At 43.5% G+C, this 17229-nt stretch carries 18 protein-coding genes and 1 tRNA gene; 9 read left to right on the top strand and 10 right to left on the bottom strand.

Annotated features, from left to right (window positions below; translation table 11 throughout):
• Positions 1-60: 60 nt before the first annotated feature.
• The 5 genes from DK846_RS02175 to DK846_RS18105 are packed head-to-tail and all read right to left on the bottom strand — an operon-like array spanning position 61 to position 4500.
• On the bottom strand, positions 61-1077 hold the full coding sequence (locus DK846_RS02175; protein WP_109967271.1) for a Coenzyme F420 hydrogenase/dehydrogenase, beta subunit C-terminal domain: 1017 nt from the start codon (positions 1075-1077) through the stop codon (positions 61-63).
• A gap of 4 nt (positions 1078-1081) precedes the next feature.
• Entirely contained in the window at positions 1082-1828 is a 747-nt protein-coding gene (locus tag DK846_RS02170) for a GltB/FmdC/FwdC-like GXGXG domain-containing protein (RefSeq protein ID WP_109967270.1), read from the bottom strand.
• A 1-nt stretch (position 1829) separates the two neighbouring features.
• Positions 1830-3341 carry a glutamate synthase-related protein gene (locus tag DK846_RS02165; protein WP_109967269.1) on the bottom strand — a complete coding sequence of 504 codons (1512 nt, stop codon included), beginning with the start codon at positions 3339-3341 and terminating at the stop codon, positions 1830-1832.
• On the bottom strand, positions 3338-4390 hold the full coding sequence (locus DK846_RS02160) for a class II glutamine amidotransferase (protein WP_109967268.1): 1053 nt from the start codon (positions 4388-4390) through the stop codon (positions 3338-3340). The genes DK846_RS02165 and DK846_RS02160 overlap by 4 nt, the downstream gene beginning before the upstream one ends.
• Complete coding sequence (locus DK846_RS18105; RefSeq protein WP_281269807.1) at positions 4378-4500, bottom strand: hypothetical protein; 123 nt, start codon at positions 4498-4500, stop codon at positions 4378-4380. The genes DK846_RS02160 and DK846_RS18105 overlap by 13 nt, the downstream gene beginning before the upstream one ends.
• 248 nt (positions 4501-4748) lie before the next feature.
• On the opposite strand from DK846_RS18105, the gene glnA reads away from it, so the two are divergent.
• Positions 4749-6080, top strand: a complete 1332-nt coding sequence (gene glnA / locus DK846_RS02155) for a type I glutamate--ammonia ligase (RefSeq protein ID WP_109967267.1) — start codon at positions 4749-4751, stop codon at positions 6078-6080.
• Positions 6081-6146: 66 nt separating this feature from the next.
• Positions 6147-6746 carry a type IV pilin gene (locus DK846_RS02150; protein WP_109967266.1) on the top strand — a complete coding sequence of 200 codons (600 nt, stop codon included), beginning with the start codon at positions 6147-6149 and terminating at the stop codon, positions 6744-6746.
• Here the strand turns inward: DK846_RS02150 and DK846_RS02145 are convergent.
• On the bottom strand, positions 6718-7299 hold the full coding sequence (locus DK846_RS02145) for an endonuclease dU (RefSeq protein ID WP_109967265.1): 582 nt from the start codon (positions 7297-7299) through the stop codon (positions 6718-6720). The two genes, DK846_RS02150 and DK846_RS02145, sit on opposite strands and share 29 nt — an antisense overlap.
• A 36-nt stretch (positions 7300-7335) precedes the next feature.
• Here DK846_RS02145 and aglJ point away from each other — a divergent pair, with 36 nt between their 5' ends.
• A complete protein-coding gene (aglJ, locus tag DK846_RS02140) occupies positions 7336-8277 on the top strand; it encodes an S-layer glycoprotein N-glycosyltransferase AglJ (protein WP_109967779.1) in 942 nt (313 codons plus the stop codon).
• Positions 8278-8300: 23 nt separating this feature from the next.
• A tRNA-Gly gene (locus tag DK846_RS02135) sits at positions 8301-8371 on the top strand.
• A 497-nt stretch (positions 8372-8868) separates the two neighbouring features.
• Here DK846_RS02135 and DK846_RS02130 read toward each other — a convergent pair.
• Complete coding sequence (locus DK846_RS02130) at positions 8869-9141, bottom strand: nucleotidyltransferase family protein (RefSeq protein WP_109967264.1); 273 nt, start codon at positions 9139-9141, stop codon at positions 8869-8871.
• Positions 9142-9492: 351 nt separating this feature from the next.
• Here DK846_RS02130 and DK846_RS02125 point away from each other — a divergent pair, with 351 nt between their 5' ends.
• The 5 genes from DK846_RS02125 (at position 9493) to DK846_RS02105 (ending at position 12883) form a co-directional block, all read left to right on the top strand.
• Positions 9493-9828 carry a DUF4258 domain-containing protein gene (locus DK846_RS02125; RefSeq protein WP_109967263.1) on the top strand — a complete coding sequence of 112 codons (336 nt, stop codon included), beginning with the start codon at positions 9493-9495 and terminating at the stop codon, positions 9826-9828.
• Positions 9825-10079 (top strand): type II toxin-antitoxin system MqsA family antitoxin, encoded by a 255-nt coding sequence (locus tag DK846_RS02120; RefSeq protein WP_109967262.1) that lies wholly within the window; start codon positions 9825-9827, stop codon positions 10077-10079. Before DK846_RS02125 ends, DK846_RS02120 begins: the two co-directional genes overlap by 4 nt.
• Positions 10080-10436: 357 nt before the next feature.
• Positions 10437-10712 (top strand): hypothetical protein, encoded by a 276-nt coding sequence (locus tag DK846_RS02115; RefSeq protein ID WP_109967261.1) that lies wholly within the window; start codon positions 10437-10439, stop codon positions 10710-10712.
• 187 nt (positions 10713-10899) lie between these two features.
• A complete protein-coding gene (locus DK846_RS02110) occupies positions 10900-11610 on the top strand; it encodes a site-specific integrase (protein ID WP_109967260.1) in 711 nt (236 codons plus the stop codon).
• A 31-nt stretch (positions 11611-11641) separates the two neighbouring features.
• A complete protein-coding gene (locus tag DK846_RS02105; RefSeq protein ID WP_109967259.1) occupies positions 11642-12883 on the top strand; it encodes an FRG domain-containing protein in 1242 nt (413 codons plus the stop codon).
• A 513-nt stretch (positions 12884-13396) separates the two neighbouring features.
• On the opposite strand, the gene DK846_RS02100 is transcribed toward DK846_RS02105, so the two are convergent.
• The 3 genes from DK846_RS02100 to DK846_RS02090 form a co-directional block, all read right to left on the bottom strand.
• Complete coding sequence (locus tag DK846_RS02100; RefSeq protein ID WP_109967258.1) at positions 13397-14413, bottom strand: tetratricopeptide repeat protein; 1017 nt, start codon at positions 14411-14413, stop codon at positions 13397-13399.
• Between the two features lie 224 nt (positions 14414-14637).
• Entirely contained in the window at positions 14638-15888 is a 1251-nt protein-coding gene (locus DK846_RS02095) for a purple acid phosphatase family protein (RefSeq protein ID WP_109967257.1), read from the bottom strand.
• 210 nt (positions 15889-16098) lie between these two features.
• Complete coding sequence (locus DK846_RS02090; RefSeq protein ID WP_109967256.1) at positions 16099-17067, bottom strand: IS701 family transposase; 969 nt, start codon at positions 17065-17067, stop codon at positions 16099-16101.
• Positions 17068-17229 lie beyond the last annotated feature (162 nt).

Genomic DNA, 17229 nt, shown 5'->3' with positions numbered 1-17229 from the left:
TAATAGTTCTATATATTCATGATCGTTTCGCAATCAAATCAAAAGATGTATAAAAAGAGATTAGTTCAATCGCTTCTGTTTTGAAGCTGCAAGTTTTTCAATTATTCCGGTATCGACTTCATGTTCGGTAGTTAGTTTGCCAGTCGATACAGCGTTCTCAACAAATCCCTCACCATCTTCAGTCCTAACCACCAGCGTAGTGTATCCAGCAGGAGTTCCTACTGAACCTGCAGAAATGTCTGCATCAAGGGCAGAAAAATCTCCACATGTATGGCATCCCTGCCGTACTGCTTTTGCTACCTCATCAAGTGAGAGTGTGCTGGATGAACCGTCTGTAAGAGTAAGCTCCAGTTTTCCCTTGACATCCATCTTGGCAATCTGATGAGGTGCAAGACCTGAACGTTTCAGAATGTCTTCCATCAGGGTATGATAATCAAAACTCTCTGTGCAAAAGAGCCCGATAATCAGACGAATGGATCTTCCATACGGAACCAGAAGATCATTTTTAGAATTTTTCATGCCTCGTGCTGCCTGCACGACACAGGGTGTTCCCACGACGGCGATATGTTTCAGTTTCCTGTCAACAACTGCTGCCTTAAGTGATCGGAGAACCGGCACAGACCAGTTATATCGTGAGCCCGCATGTTCAACCAGTTCACCTTCATTTGTTATCAGGATCGAACGTGGGCGGTGACTCCACCGGTCCTCTGTAAGTGTGACAACACCATCAATCAAACCCTTCTCCAGTGCTGCCATCAGAATTGCTGTTACAGCACCTCCGTTCTGCTGGTGAGGAACAGGGCCTGTTGCCTTGGCCTTGAGCAGGCTTTTGTATGAACCGAGGGTTTCTTTTTTCTGTTCACGTGTCCGGGGACAAGCATCATAGCATGCCCCACAGGGGACAGAATCAATTGCCATCTTACAGTACCCTGATGAGGAGGGATGATTAATTCCGGGCTCTTCAATGAAAAACAGTGCATCAGCAGGACATACAGCCACACATGCTCCACATCCGCTGCAAGTACCTGCGTCCCAGACCTCCTTGCTCAGATCCTTGTAACTCTTTGTATCAGCCATCTGCTCACTCCCAGATATACTTACTAGCGAATGGTCTGGCACTAACCGGTGCTATCCTTGTAAAGGAAGATGATAAAATATCTGCAGGATTATAACCGAAGTGCTCAGAAAACTCTTTGACAAACGGTTCAATTACAGAAAGATCCTCTGTTGTTGCTTCACGTGCAGATGCACCGATCCCAAGTGTCCACTTCTCTACCGGTCCCCTGATGTAGATTGCCCCGCCGTGGATACCACTTGCTAGGCTCATCTCGGCAAATGGTTTAGGTTCTTTTTCGCCAAGTCTGAGCAGGACGATAAGTCCTCCTGCCATGAATTCACCAAGGAAGGCCCGTGCATTACCACCGATAACAAGGACCGGTCTTTTCTCCATATACTGTTTCATATGGATTCCACCACGGTATCCGATGTCATCTCTGACATAAACACGGCCTCCTCGCATACTGTGTGCTGTCGCATCACCACTGCTTCCGTGAATGACGATAAGACCTTCATCCATCGTGTTACCGGGAGCATGATCTGCATTGCCTTTCACGATGACAGTGGGCCCTTTCATGAACATGCCCAGGTCGCCACCGGGAACGCCTTCAACTGTTATCTTGACATTCCCGGTAAGTCCGTCACCGATGAACCGCTGGCCCATCACATTCTTCAGCACTATCTCGTCTACACCATCTGCGACAGCCTGCCTGATCAGTTTATTCAAAGGGGTGTAATGCATGCCCTTTGCATCGATCTCAACAACAGACATCTCAGGCCCCCACCGGTTTAATGTCAAGAACATTCAGCATCGACTCATCAAGCATGTATCCCCTGAGCCGGTCACGGTTTCCACGAAGTGACTCAATGCTGTTGATTCCGGCTGCTCCCATCAGTTCTGCCAGTTCAAGTGTCCATGCATGAATCAGGTTTTCAACATTTCTCGATGCTTCATCAGTGTTGAGACGGGCAACAAGATCAGGCTGCTGCGTTGCAATTCCCCAGGCACAGAGGTTCCGGTAACAGGTTCCACAGACCCTGCATCCCATCGCAACCAGTGCAGCCGTTCCAATATATACTGCATCTGCACCGAGACATATCGCCTTGGTGACATCAGCACTGTGTCTGATACCACCGGAAGCGATGATTGAAACTTCGTTCCTGATTCCCTGCTGACGGAGTTTGGTATCTACTGCTGCCACTGCTGCTTCAATCGGAATACCTACATGGTCTCTGAAGACAGCCGGTGCTGCACCGGTTCCACCCCTGAATCCATCGATAACCACAGCATCAGCACCTGACCTTGCAATACCGGCTGCAATTGCTGCGACGTTATGAACTGCTGCAATTTTTACGAATACAGGTTTCTGATGTTCTGTTGCTTCTTTCAGACTGAGAACAAGCTGCTTGAGATCCTCGATTGAGTAGATATCATGATGAGGAGCCGGACTGATTGCATCACTGCCTTCAGGAATCATCCTGGTGCATGAGACATCTGCACAGACTTTCTCACCGGGAAGGTGTCCACCGATACCGGGTTTTGCTCCCTGTCCGATCTTGATCTCAATGGCTGCTCCCCGGTTCAGGTAATTAACATCAACACCAAACCGACCAGATGCAATCTGAACAATCATATGGTTCTGATACGGGTAGAGTCCCTCATGGAGTCCTCCTTCACCGGTTCCCATAAATGATCCGATTCGTGAAACCGCTTTAGCCATTGCCATCTGGGCATTCAGAGAGATTGCTCCATAACTCATATGCCCGATCATGATCGGGGTTTCGAGTTTGAGGTTTGGCACAAGCTTAGTTTTCAACTCGACATCATTGCCCGGACCATAGGTAATATCGAGCTTTCGTGGCTTTTTACCAATATATGTCCGGAGTTCCATCGGTTCGCGAAGAGGGTCAATGCTTGGGTTGGTAACCTGGCAGGCATCCAGAACTATCCTATCAAATATAATAGGATAATCCCCGGTGTTACCCATTCCACCGGAGAGAATTTTTCCTGATTCAGCCTGCTTATAGACATTTTCACGAACACGGTCAGTCCATACCGGGTGACTTCGATAATCACATGGCCGTTCTGTGATCATGATTGCATCACGGGGACACTGGGATAGACAGCGGTGACAGGCAACGCAATTCCGGGAGTTGACTTTTATTCTTCCATCTTCCATCCGGAAGACATTGTAAGAACAGTTATCAACACACCGGCCACAGAGCATGCACTGATCATGATCAAGGGTTACCTGGAATTTGAGCGGGCGTGATCCGATGATCATGCCACAACCCTCCCAACGATAGGCTGACCTGCACGGGGCATTGAGATCTTCTTGACATCAGGGTCCATGGTCCTGATTGCTGCCTCTTCACTTGAGACATACAGACGTTGATCATGTTCACCGATGACGAGAGGCCGCAGTTTGATCCTATCTGAGAATCCTACGAGTGAGTCGTGGGATGCCACTGCTATTGCAAATGGCCCATTCATCATTGCCTGGCCGTAAGTTAGGCGGATTGCAGTATTGAGTTCCTGCTCTGAGGGTTCCATCCGTTCGATCTCTTCCCAGAACGGAGGGGCGAGTGCACGGACTGCATGCTCAGGGCTGAGCCTGTGCTTTCTTGCAAGCAGGTCCATCAGGTATGCAACTACTTCAGTGTCAGTGTACATCCGGCAGATGTATCCAAAGCTCTCGATATATCTCCGGTTTGTTCCATATGATGTGATCTCACCGTTATGGACGACACTCCAGTTCAGAAGATTAAATGGATGAGCTCCTCCCCACCAGCCTGCTGTATTTGTTGGATACCGGTTGTGAGCTATCCAGAGATATCCTTCATAATCCTCAACCCGGTAAAAGTCTGCAACTTCTTCAGGCCATCCTGATGCCTTGAAGACACCGATATTCTTTCCTGATGAAAAGACGAGTGCCCCGGGTATTTTCGTATTAACATGCATCACCAGCTGAGTGACGATGTCATCTTCAGGAGTGTCACTCTGTGGCATCAGTTTCCGGTTTGGCCTGAAGAAATATCGCCATGGGATATGGACCTTCTTTATACGGCCGGTTTCATGGGTGGGGATCTCTTCATCATGCTCAACCATTCCCCAGGTTTCAAGCAGTTCCTCGACTTTTTCCTTGGGTTCGACAATATTATCATAAAATACATGTATTGCATACAGATCTGCGTAATCCGGATATACTCCGTATGCAGCATATCCCGCGCCCTCACCATTGCCTCGTTCATCCATAATCGCGAGGGCTTCTCTGATTGCAGACCCATCCATCGTTTCGCGAGTCTTATCAATCACGCCTATTATTCCGCACATATCACCACATACACCAAAAAGTCGGCAATTATACTGCCATTTACATCCGGATATGATTCCCCGGCTGGAGGCTTTTTTGTTGTAACCTCTTTTATACGTTCTTCGATCATATTAACATGAGTAGATGGAATAAACCATCCGGCAAGAAAATAAGTGTGTGATAACCGGCAGTGTTTATCAGATTCTGATAAATATCATGTACCTAAACTATATACACATCATACCGCTCAGTATAGGAAAGGTAAAACCGGTTGTCTTGTATTACTGAGCAACCTGATCTCGTTTTTTGCCTATTGCCATTTAGTTATTTCTATCGCAAAAGTTATTTTTTTATATTGCAAGGTAGAAGCTTGTTTCAATGTCAGATGCAAAGGTCAGCGAGATGATCGCTCGGGTAAAGGCTGATGATGTAGGATTCATCAGACTTCAGTTCACCGATATTCTTGGTATTCCAAAGAACGTCGCAATTCCGACCTTCCAGCTTGAGAAGGCACTCACTGAGGGAATCTGGATTGATGGTTCATCCATCGAGGGATTCACCAGAATCAATGAGTCAGATATGATTCTCAAGCCCGATATCAGCACATACGCAATCCTCCCATGGAGACCATCAGAGAAGAAGGTCGCACGGTTCATTTGTGATGTGTACACCTATGGTGACAAGCCATTCGAAGGTGACCCACGATACGTTCTTAAGAAGAATCTCGAAGAAGCCAAAAAACTCGGATACACCTTTAACACCGGTCCTGAACTTGAATTCTTTGTTTTCCAGCGTGATGAGGAAGACAACCCGACGACCAAGTTCGTAGACCATGGTGGATACTTTGATCTCGCTCCAAATGACAAGGCAGAAGACCTTCGTCGTGAGATCGTTCTTGCCCTTACTGACATGGGCTTTGAGATCGAAGCATCACACCACGAAGTCGCAGACTCACAGCACGAGATCGACTTTAAGTACGGAGACGCACTCGCAGTTGCAGATAAGGTAATCACCTTTAAGTTTGCAGCAAAGACCCTTGCACTGCTCAATGACATGCATATCACCTTTATGCCAAAACCGATTGCAAGAATCAACGGTACCGGTATGCACTGCCATGGTTCACTCAGCAAAGACGGCAAGAACACGTTCTTTGATGCAAAGGCAGACAAGCAGCTCTCAGAGACTGCATTATACTATATCGGCGGTCTGATGAAGCACGCAAAGGCAATCGCCCGTCTTGGCAACCCAACCATTAACTCATACAAGCGTCTGGTTCCAGGATACGAAGCACCGGTCTACATCACCTGGAGTGCAGCAAACCGCTCAGCAATGATCCGTGTCCCGGCAGCACGTGGCAACAGTACCCGTGCAGAACTCCGTAGCCCGGACCCAACCTGTAACCCATACCTTCTCTTCGCAGCAATGATTGCAGCAGGTATCGATGGTGTCAAGAACAAGATCATGCCACCGGCACCAACCGATGTCAACATCTATCACCTGAGCGAAGAAGAGCGTGTCAAGCTCGGTATCGAGATGCTTCCAGGTTCACTGAAAGAGGCAAACGACGAGCTTCTCAAGGACAAGGTCATCTGTGACGCACTCGGAAAGCACGTTGTCGATAACCTCACCGAGATCGCAATTGCAGAGACTGATGACTACCGCCTTACCGTTCACCCATGGGAAATCGAGCGGTACATCAACAACTTCTAACTTTTTTTCTTTAACTTCTGAAAGTAATTTCGTAATCTTGATAGGACTTTGTGCAGTTTTTATATTATGCATAAAGAACCAGGAGACTCCTCTACGACAGGAGCAATCATCCTGGTGGCAGTTACGCTCATTCTTGTCGCGATTGTTCTCATCTTTCTGCTGAGTTTCTTATCCTTTAATTCCCAGGATCACCTTGCACCTCCGATAATTCAGGTAACCTCCGTTCTTCATACGACCCCCTCGGGCACTATGAATGATGCCAGCCGGGTTAATATTCAAAATAAAGGCACTGTTGAATATAAGAACAGTGATCTGATGGCAGAGTTTTATAACGGTCACGAAAAACTCTATGCGAAAATTTATACGCTACACGGAACGGATTTTATCCCAACCAGGCATTTTGGTGTCGCAACGATTGGAGGAACCGGATGCAGAGGTGATTTTTTCTCGCCGAATGAAGAGATCGGGATCGATCTGACCAATGGATATTACCGCCCTGGAGATCTTGTGGAGCTCCGGATTTTTCAAAAATCCAATGATCATTCTCTGACTCCCCTGACCGGGAATCTTCTTCACTCATATTACATGCAGGACTGGCTGAAAGAGAATTTTTATTCAGACCATACAGGTTACCGGATCATATCGCAGCATCAGTTTCGTGCCTGAGATATTCTGTCATACTCCGGGCTGCAATGCGGGCAACCCTGAGTGGTTCAGGGATTTTACCATGATGAGTGAAAAGTCTGCAAGCCTTTGTCATCTCTTTTTCTGTGAGTCCCCATCCCCGGGCAAAAAGAGAATACCCGGTAGGTAGTGCAACTTGAGTTCGTTCTCCAAGATTCTGGTACCTGGCAACTCGGTCAACATCTCCCGGGAAATGAAGCAGGATGTGATCCACAAGTCCTTCAGATTCTTCATATGAGACACAGATAACCGGGATTTTTGTCGATGTGTGAATTTCTGACGGATTGATAATATTATACCAGGCGATGACACATCCGCTGAGCATGATCAGATTCAGGTCCTGGCGGTTTAGTTCTCTGATCATTCTGAGTATCTCTTTGGTTGCGTCGTCACCTCCGACGGTTACGGTTCCAAAGACAAATCCATCAACATGGAGGTCACGACGCATCACGACACCGCAGAGATGGGACTTCTCCCGTGATGAACAGCTCTCTGCAATCCCTAAAACCCGGATACCTGATTTCTGGAGTTGCATGAAAGAACCATATATCCATGCGATAATATGTACATAATGGATATCGAGAAGGATCAGGTCTGTGTGCTCATTCCAACTCTGAATGAAGAACCTACAATTGGCGGCCTGATTCATCGGTTTTTTGAACTGGGATATTCTGACATCCTGGTGATCGATGGAAAAAGTTCAGATAAAACACGGGAGATTGCAACAACTGCAGGAGCCCGGGTCGTTGTTCAGACCGGAAAAGGAAAAGGCAATGCATTTATTCAGGCACTCTCAGTCCTGGAAAAACCCTATATCCTGCTCCTTGATGGTGATGGCACGTATGATCCTGAAGATGCAGTGCTTCTTCTGAAGCCTCTTTTAATGGGGCATGATCAGTCAATCGGGAACCGGCTCGTACAGGATAATTACTCATCATTTCACCGGCTGAACCTTACCGGGAATCGCATTCTCAACTGGCTCTTTAAGGTGGCTCACGGGCGGTACCTGTATGATATTCTCTCCGGGTACCGGGCATTCACCCTTTCTTCGCTTAAACGAATGCATTTGTATGAAGAAGGGTTCGGTATTGAGACCGAGATCTCATCAGAGGCAGTCAAGAACAAAGATCGGATTGCTGTCATCCCGGTGAAGTACGGGGTGAGGGTTGGGACTGTCACGAAACTTGATCCCATTCATGATGGTATCAAGATCGGACGGACAATTTACCGGCTTGCCAAACTGAATAATCCGATATTTTATTTCGGGCTTATTGGTGCTGTGATTACCATGTCCGGTGTGGTCATGGGACTGTATATTATCAGTGAGTGGTTCAAAAAGATCGATCATATTCCACTCACCATCCTCTCCATGATGCTGGTCATCGCCGGGCTTCAGATTTTCATGTTTGGTATTCAGTCTGACATGTTGCTTGCATACCAGCGGGAGATGCTTCATGAGATCCAGAATCTCCGGGAAGAAGTAGGTGCGACTAATAAATCTTTAAATGAATAAAAGTCCAATAGAATATCGCATCTGCGATAATAGTCTAGTGGCATGACAGAGGCTTCCCAAGCCTTTAGCCCGGGTTCAATCCCCGGTTATCGCATTGAACAAACGGCCTTTGGCCGGTTTACTTTTTTTCAAAAACTTTCTAATCAATTATTCTGATGAACATAGTATTGATGCGAAGTTTCGGAATGTTTCGGACATAATGCAGAATATTTCCGTGATGAATTCACGTAATATCCGGGCCTAGATCATAATAATAGTAATAATAATAATTTTTTATGTACTTATTACGGAATATGTGAAATCATATAGTGCAGGATATCATCTTTGTGAAGGTGTGCGAGTGTGTGTGTATGTGAAATTTTTTTGTCCGCAAGGAGGGATCAATACTCTTATTTGATAGAGATTTATGGGCCAAATAAAGGATAGAGCCCGTATTTTATTACTCATGATTCCGTAATGAATCCGAAAAGCATGAGATAGCCGCAATTGGATCGTCTTCCCGCAGGGATCTGCTGGAGATATGACCGAGGAAATTTCGTGATTTATCTATCATCTGACAAATATACAGCAGATAATCCAGGTAATCCCGATTCATGCGTCCACAACTTCAGAAAGAATATTCTTGCCGATATGGGGTTTTAATGAGTTTTTAAGTACGAGGTCAACTTTTATTCCAAGTGTATCTGTTAAATATTGCTCCAGTCTCATAAAGGTAAACATATCCGGGGTTTCAGAAAATGACACTAATATATCCAGATCACTCTGTGAAGTGGCTTCTCCCCTGACTACCGATCCAAAAAGTCCAATCTCTGATATCCGGTATTCCTGAACAAGATATTCGTGAACGTGTTTTAATTTATTGATTTATGTGCTCCTTTGAAGGAACTGAATAACCTGGTGCATGGGCCATAATTATCAGAAATATATTGATTGATACACCTATTTATATATCTTATTATTATTTCCGGGCAGATTTTCGGAAGCAACTCAGGGTGTGAAGGTGACGATTCCGGTGGATGGTCAGGTATATTTGCTCATAGCAGAGCAGGTGAGGAATATACTCGATAAATGACCGAGGAAAAAAACGGCGATGTTTAGGATGGAGAAATGAATACGGAATGATATCCAGAAATAATAAACCTTGTAAAAGAAAAGTAATGGATAATAGGATGAATAGATCGTTCATCTTGGTTTGTATTAAAATCTGGAGAACATATGGATAGTCCTTCAAATAGATCCAGGACTTTGTCAGAAGTCATTCCGGATTTTGGTTTTCACAAAATAACTATCCGCAGGCATGCATTCGAACAAATGTATATTCGGCGTATCTCGGAGGACGATATTGAAGAGATCATCCTCACCGGAAAGGTAATTGAACAGTATCCTGATGATTATCCTTTGCCAAGTTATCTGATTTGTGGGTTTGCCCGTGCTCGGATGCTTCATGTTGTCGCTGCGTTTAACTGTGATGCTGGTGATATCATAGTTATTACCGCATACGAACCTGATGACGATCACTTTGTTTCAGGGAAAACCAGGAGGGAACTATGAAATGTATTATGTGTAAGCGGGGAGAGACAAAGCCCGGAGTTACGTCAGTACTTCTCACTCGCGATGATTTTACTCTGGTTATGCGTGATGTGCCGGCTGAGATCTGTGAGGTCTGTGGCGAGGATTATATAGAGGGCGAGGTTGCCAAGCGGCTCTATAATATGGCTGAAGAGATACAGCATCAGGGAACACTCATTGATGTAAGAAGATATCAGACAACTTCAGAAGTTTCATGCCCAGTCGAAGGATAAGGGGTTGTCAGTTTCAATCTGTAAAATCCTGTATGTAAGGAAAATAAAAAGAAAGAGTGATCAGTGATGTTTCTTTTTTTTGAGATAGTGACGTTCAAATAATTGTTCCTCGATTGAATATCTTTTATACATACCATAGTTAAATTTTGGAAAAAAATTATCTACAGATTCTTTTTATCAAAACTTGGGGTACCATAATTATCATATCTATATAGAATAATTCAAATAATTACGAGGTGTGCTGCGATTTCAGGCATATATAAAACATAAAAGGGTATTGAACCCGTTGTTTGAGTTTCCGGTTATCGCATAAATTCGCGTGTATCGCGATAACAATCATTTTTTCGATCCAGTCAGATGCCTGTTCATGTACCCCGCCGTTTACTGTCTGATAACGGCAGGTTTCATTGTGTCAAAATAGATTATGCTGATAGGGCTCTCGCTCGTGTAATTCGTGAAGATCATATTATCCAGGATGATGCCCTCCTCATCTCTGCCTTCATTACTGAGCGAAAGATCACCAACAATATTAGTATAAGACGGGCTCAAAAGATCACATGTAACCTTATCACTCTTCGCCGATTCATCAAACCCTACCGGGAAAATACAATTCCAGACATATACCGGGAATAGACAAACTTAATTCGGCATTATCAGCACGTGACAGTCCATTTTCTCAAAATTCACGGGTCGATATCATCCATATCTGCAAGCGGTTCTTTCTCTGGCTCATCGAAAATAAAGAGATATCCATTTCTGAGAAAAAATCCGAGCAATAAAACTTCGAAGAAAGGTCAGCACAAAAAAAGCATCAGATCTCTTGACAAATGATGAACTTCAGGCACTCCTTACCGCCTGCATGACCCCCAGAGACAGGGCACTTCTCATCACATTATATGAAGGCAGATTTCGAGTTGGAGAAATCGGAGAGATGAAATGGGGAGCCTTGAAATTCGATGGGACCGGGGTAATCGTGAATGTCACGTTCAAGACCGGAAAGCCCCGGTACATCAGACTGGTCATGTCAAAAGAACACCTGATCAAATGGAAGAGTGATTACCCGGAAGAGATCACTGATGATGCCTTCGTATTTCTCAATGAGAGAAGATGCCCTCTCACCTATCCGGCTGTAGCCAGGCAACTTGGCCGAATCTGCCAGCGATCAGGTATCACCAAACATATCACCCCTCATATATTCAGACATTCCCGGATCACCCATTTCATTCAACAGGGTGTCGGGGAATCTGTCATCAAACTCATGATGTGGGGGTCTATAGATTCCCTGATGTTCATCAGTTATGCTCATCTGACCGTGGCCGATATAGACCGGGAGATCTGTAAGTTGTATGGAATTGAACCAACGACAACCCAGGTATCCGGTGATGCACTTGAGCCGAAGATCTGCCCTCATTGTAAGGAGATGAACAGCCCGATATCCCGGCATTGCCATATTTGCGGTCATGGATTGGATAAAGCAACGATTGAGTCTGATGATGAATTCTTGCGATATGCAAATGAAAACCAGAACTAATTTATAATTTTTTAAAGAAATTTACTTAATAATGGCTAATGAAGTTTTAAATGGAAACAATCAAATTGAAGTATCCATTGAGAATATTACAGATTACATATCTTTAATAAATACAATAACTACTGACAAATCACAAAGATATGCATTTCGTGGGCAATCAAATAAAAAATACCCGTTAACATCATCAGCAGCACGTCGAATTAGAAAAACACTATACAAAACTGAAAATCTAAATTTTCCAATACAAATGGAAAAATATATTCAATATATTCATTCTATTTTAGATGATTACAAATTAAAAGGATTCGATAGAGATAAAAATATTGGACCTTACGATTTGCAAATACTGGCTGAACTACAACATTTTGGAGCAGCCACATGTTTAGTTGACTTTTCATTAAATTGTCTCCCCCCATTATATTTTGCATGTTGTTCAAATGAGGGTAAAGATGGGGCAATTTTCGCTATCAATATTAAGGATCACATAAAATATGCTTCATTAGATTACTATTCACTGTCCACGAAAAAAATTGACTCCTTTTTAGTTCAATTGCCTAGAATAGAGAGGGGACCTCCTGAAGAGGATGAATATATTACCGATGATGAAGGTAAGGATAATCGTACCAATCCATACGATTATACTATTTATCCAAGGAATTGGTATTGGGAAGCCCCTCACATCAATCAGAGAATACCAATTCAACAATCCATTTTTTTATTCGGGAAGCCCGATTTAGAATATGATAAAAAGATCATCATACCATATTCAATTAAAAACACAATTTTAGAGAAATTAGATCTCTGTTTCAATATTAATAAGGAAACATTATTTCCTGACTTTACTGGTTTTTCAAATAATCATGAAGTTTCAAATAGTGATTTTAAATTTTGGAGTTTCTCAGATAAAATTTATGCAGCCAAAGAATGTATAAAAATAGGAGAGCAAATTAAGATAGATCAGATATTAGATGAAATAAAAGAAAAAAAGCCGATTAGTTCATATTTTTTAGATGAATCTTTGATTTTTATTTTCTCAAAATATCATAAATTAGATGACTTAAAGGAAATTTATACCACCTTTACTCAATCAAAAACAGTCGATCCACAATTATTTTTATTTATTTCAAGAATTTGTCAAGCGTTAGGTAATCGAGAAGAGCAAGTTAGTTGGCTCGAAAAGTGTGAACAAGCTGCAAGAGAAATCGAAGATGTAACTCTATTCGAACATTGTAGACGTTTATTAGAAGATCCGGATGAAGAATACTTAGTTTAGATCACCTATATTTTCCCACTACTCTTTTATATCACCGGTCTTATCTGTGATATGGCTTTGTCCACGGGTGATATCACAACTTCCATGCCAGAGCCAAGGACCGTTTCAGAAGATATCATTCAGGCATACGAACGCCGGACCAGGTTTCATGGAATCGGGCGAGTATCCAGAATCGATTGGTGATATTCTCATAATTCGAGGCGAAACATGCTAAACTCTAGAATAGATAAAACCCGCACTACAGTTCTTAATCTTGCCGGACGCGGAACGCAGGCGGGGGTATGCTACTCGTATAATTTTCTGAGGTCATCATTCTTTCTGTCACCCGGAGGTGGTCAGTATGGGATGCTATAACGGGAATACCGGTGAATGTCGCTGTAAATCAGATTCGCCGAATACCTACTCCTGCACGCATTCTCACACAAAACAGATCAAATAGGTTTCAACAGAGCTGATTTTTCAGAAGAGTATTTTCAAGAACGCTGTATCATTTAGAGAATTTCTCTCACCCCCTCACACCCGAAACCCACTCTCCGGCACATTAGCCGATGAAACACATATTTCAGCCCTGCTGTTCCGGGGGTCGATCGCACAGCCGTTGCGGGGGTACCATGAGGTATTTCCCAGCTCCGGATCCAGCTCTAATGCCTTTTCATGTGCTATTTTGGCCTCGTCATATCGCTTAAAAGAGGGCAATACATTCCCGAGGCCATACCATGCTCCGGCATTTTCCGGATCGCGACTGATCGCCTGCTGGTATGCATCATAGGACTCGTTGTCCTTCCCCTCATCATAGAGGGCATTCCCCATCACCCGGTACACATCGGCATTCCTGGGATCGATCTTCATAATCTGTGCATAGGCATCGAACTGTTCCTCATGCTGCCTGACTGATTCTGCGTTCAGGTTCTGCCGATATATCTCCCTTCCTTTCCCATACCAGACCCCTTCATCTGCCTGGGGAAATTGTGTTGCTGCGGTAAGATATGCATCAAGACCCTGGGTATACGGGGAATCCTCGGGTTCAGGATCCTGATTGTACTGGAAACATATCTTCTTTCCTTCCGCGTACCAGGCTGACGGATCGTCAGGATGGGTGGTTTTCGCCTCCCGGTAACAGAGGACGGCACCATGATAGTCATCAGCATCACCCGCATAATCTGCGAATTTTTTGCTGATTCTCCACAAGGTTTGTAATGCTGCTGCCTTCCCGTACCATGCCTCGATACTTGCCGGATTACACTGTAATGTCTGATTGAATGCGTTATACGCCTGATTGAACTTCTGCTGTTTCATATAGGCGTTCCCTTTGGAAATGGATGATTCTTCATCGCCTGGAGCGACACACAAACCGGTATCAGAACTGGGAATGACATCCGGTCCTTGCAGGGTGCTGGTATTGTTTCCCGTGTTCTGAACGGCTGTCCATACGGCAAGGAATATTCCGGCAACCTGCCCCTGGCAGGTAACAGCAGCCAGGAGAACCGTGATAAAGAGCAGTATGAGAATGGCCGGTATCCGGGAATACATAGGGATACTTTTGTCTGGTTTGTTAATCCCTTTCCGGTGTCCCGATGAACGGACCTTTCTTTCGTAGGAATCCTTGATTCCCGAAACACATAACGATATTCCCCTCCTTTTTCTTTAATTTCTTCAAAAATTCCATAATCATTTTCCGATATCTCCATCATCGTTGAGTATTAGTAATTATACATAACAATGAGATTCACTATGCCAGCAATAAAAAAAAGTGGTTATCGTTTTAGTGGAAATGTTACCGTTTCATCAACGACTGGTTTTTTATAGATTACCGGTGTTTCGTCGTCATTATCCTCTTTTACATATCCTACAACCTTCTCTTCAGCTGTTGCAGTATTTGCATCAGGATTAACCGTGACCTTCAGATACCCGAGTCTTTTTGTTGTTCCAAACTGGTATCCTTCCGTCCTGGTACGATTAACTGTAACTGCCGGACCACCAGCATTTCCAACAATAAAGTATGGTGTCCCGTTGATTAGGAAACGTTCATATGCATGGACATGACCGGCAAACGATGCACTAATATTGTGTTCCCTAAATAATTCATCCCATGAGGCAAGTCTGGGATCTACCTCTTTTCTCCCGTTCATCCAGTCTGGATAATGCTGTATCGTGAACACTCCTTTAAGTGAAGGGTCGGTAAGTTTTTCCCGGAGCCAGGGAACCTGGCTTGAGGTTGTGTTCATCGATGGCTGCGGATCATCGCTTCCAACAAGTAATGCCTCTTCTGGATCCTGTGAATTCAGAATAAGGTATCTGATACCGGCACAGTCAAAACTATAGGTGAGTGGCATATTAAACGCATCATGATAGTTGCTTGCTGAAAGTGGTGCATCGCCATGATTGATATCATGGTACTCATGATTTCCTATAGTGGGATAGATTGTTGTGTTCCCAAGAACACCTTCAGCGTTATGGAAGAAAATCCCCCATCTGTTAAAATCATCATAACTTGCATGGTCGCCACCGGTAAGGATAAAGAGAACATCAGGTTCCTCAGCTATTGCATCTGCAACAAAATGAAATCGTTTGTCTTCAGAATATCGGGATCCTTCCTGGGTATCACTTAAAACAATGAACGTAAAGGGTCCTTTCTGTGGTAATGTCCTGAATTTCCTGGGTGAAAAGGTATCTTCTTTCATCAGAGGTCGTACCCTGTACGTATACGATGTTTCAGGCTCAAGGCCTGATATGAGCACATGGTGCATCGATTTCTCTGTTAGATCCGTTACAACTTCATCGAATTGTTTGGATTTTTCATATGAACTTGTTTTTGCATACTGAACAATACCAGGACCAGTGGTATCCTGCCGCCAGTTTATCGTAGCTGATGTGAGTGAGGTATTTGTTACCCATGGGGCCCAGTTTTCCTCCCAATTTTCCGTGGTTGCTGCAGAAATTGTGTTAAATGTTAAAATTAATGAAAATAGAATAATTCCCAACAAACCTAAGTGTGATAAATTCATATAATTCCCAATTTGCCCATAACTGAATCGAAAATTCTGTATCTTAACTAATATTGTAAAAGGTACTACTTATAGAGAAATGATTTAATTCTAAAATACTCTCAAATATTCTATACTTTTATGAGATTATCCTCGAGGATAGTTAAAACCCCTTTCGAAAAATTTGAGTTAAAAAACTCTTTATAAACTCGGTACTGAAAACAGGGGGTTTTAGTTATTCTTCTCTATCTGTAAATCTGATAGGTACCGAACCCAAGATTGTTGAATCTCGGCTAACCACCTCACTTGAATAGGAAAATTATTCAGTACCTTTGGCTTTGAAGGAAAGCGACCTCTGTTTCCTTGTCGCTCCGGAATTATTTGTATGGGCTCGGTGATGTAAACAAGTGTATCGCTAAGAATATCACAGATAAATGAGACTTTTCTCTGATATAAGCCTGAAATGAAATTTGAATCATTGCCATACAACCCATCCGTCTGTACGTAAGAGAATGGAATTTTTTCAGAGATAAATGAGTTTAACATCTCTAAAGCTAGTTCAGACTTTGTTTTGTGCTCAATTCGGTCAAGAGGAATTTCTGCTTTTAGACTTTTAAAGTGATTATGAACCCATGATTCTGGTAAAAATAACCGATAATCAATCAAATTTGAGACATTATCTACGCAATATGACGCAAAGACCACCACTTGGGCAGTACATGTGTGTCCAAGAGTGCCCAGATATTGATGTGATGTTCCAACTGAATCAGATCCATACTTCTGTTGACCAGTCTCATCAAAAATTACGGCTCCATTAGGCTCTAAATGGTGAATAATATTTGTTCGTGTCAATTTCATCACTTTTTCGGGAGACCATGGAGAAGAAGAGATAAAATGGCTAAAATCTCGAGAAGTTCCACTTTCGGGAATATTCTCGAATATTCTACTCATATATGAGCCACATAGCAGAGTCAAGAAACCGGAAATATAACTCACCGCATGGTGAAATACACTCTTAGTCTTGTTTGTGAATAGTGGAGCATATCCACATCTCTCTAAAAAGGACTTCGGATTGGCAGCACACGATTCAATTTCCTTTGCAGTGAGACTACCTCTTATGCTGTAAAAATCAACACAACGAAATATATTGGATATATATATATTTCGATCAAACGGTTCATGGCAATCAGATTTTACCAACTCAAGTTGTTACTCATACCCGGATCTCGTCAACTGATCCGGCAGGGATCCAGGAGTATTCTGACAGACCAGTGCTCCGGAGTCTGAGATCTGGCGATGTATGTTTGCCAGGTCAGATGATGAGACCCTTGTGCCGAGATCGAGACCCGGGGAATTCTTGAG

Origin of the sequence: Methanospirillum lacunae, assembly GCF_003173355.1 — an archaeon.
Classification (GTDB): Archaea; Halobacteriota; Methanomicrobia; order Methanomicrobiales; family Methanospirillaceae; genus Methanospirillum; species Methanospirillum lacunae.
Note: the sequence above shows the minus strand (reverse complement) of the source record. Positions and strands in the feature narration are given on the sequence as shown.

Coding starts and splice junctions, on each gene's coding strand:
- DK846_RS02145 (WP_109967265.1), bottom strand. CDS start 7,299: ATGCAACTCCAGAAATCAGGTATCCGGGTTTTAGGGATTGCAGAGAGC.
- DK846_RS02125 (WP_109967263.1), top strand. CDS start 9,493: ATGGATAGTCCTTCAAATAGATCCAGGACTTTGTCAGAAGTCATTCCG.
- DK846_RS02100 (WP_109967258.1), bottom strand. CDS start 14,413: ATGTATTCCCGGATACCGGCCATTCTCATACTGCTCTTTATCACGGTT.
- DK846_RS02160 (WP_109967268.1), bottom strand. CDS start 4,390: ATGTGCGGAATAATAGGCGTGATTGATAAGACTCGCGAAACGATGGAT.
- DK846_RS02165 (WP_109967269.1), bottom strand. CDS start 3,341: ATGATCATCGGATCACGCCCGCTCAAATTCCAGGTAACCCTTGATCAT.
- DK846_RS02170 (WP_109967270.1), bottom strand. CDS start 1,828: ATGTCTGTTGTTGAGATCGATGCAAAGGGCATGCATTACACCCCTTTG.
- aglJ (WP_109967779.1), top strand. CDS start 7,336: ATGGATATCGAGAAGGATCAGGTCTGTGTGCTCATTCCAACTCTGAAT.
- DK846_RS18105 (WP_281269807.1), bottom strand. CDS start 4,500: ATGATCGAAGAACGTATAAAAGAGGTTACAACAAAAAAGCCTCCAGCC.
- DK846_RS02120 (WP_109967262.1), top strand. CDS start 9,825: ATGAAATGTATTATGTGTAAGCGGGGAGAGACAAAGCCCGGAGTTACG.
- glnA (WP_109967267.1), top strand. CDS start 4,749: ATGTCAGATGCAAAGGTCAGCGAGATGATCGCTCGGGTAAAGGCTGAT.
- DK846_RS02175 (WP_109967271.1), bottom strand. CDS start 1,077: ATGGCTGATACAAAGAGTTACAAGGATCTGAGCAAGGAGGTCTGGGAC.
- DK846_RS02150 (WP_109967266.1), top strand. CDS start 6,147: ATGCATAAAGAACCAGGAGACTCCTCTACGACAGGAGCAATCATCCTG.
- DK846_RS02105 (WP_109967259.1), top strand. CDS start 11,642: ATGGCTAATGAAGTTTTAAATGGAAACAATCAAATTGAAGTATCCATT.
- DK846_RS02115 (WP_109967261.1), top strand. CDS start 10,437: ATGCCTGTTCATGTACCCCGCCGTTTACTGTCTGATAACGGCAGGTTT.
- DK846_RS02095 (WP_109967257.1), bottom strand. CDS start 15,888: ATGAATTTATCACACTTAGGTTTGTTGGGAATTATTCTATTTTCATTA.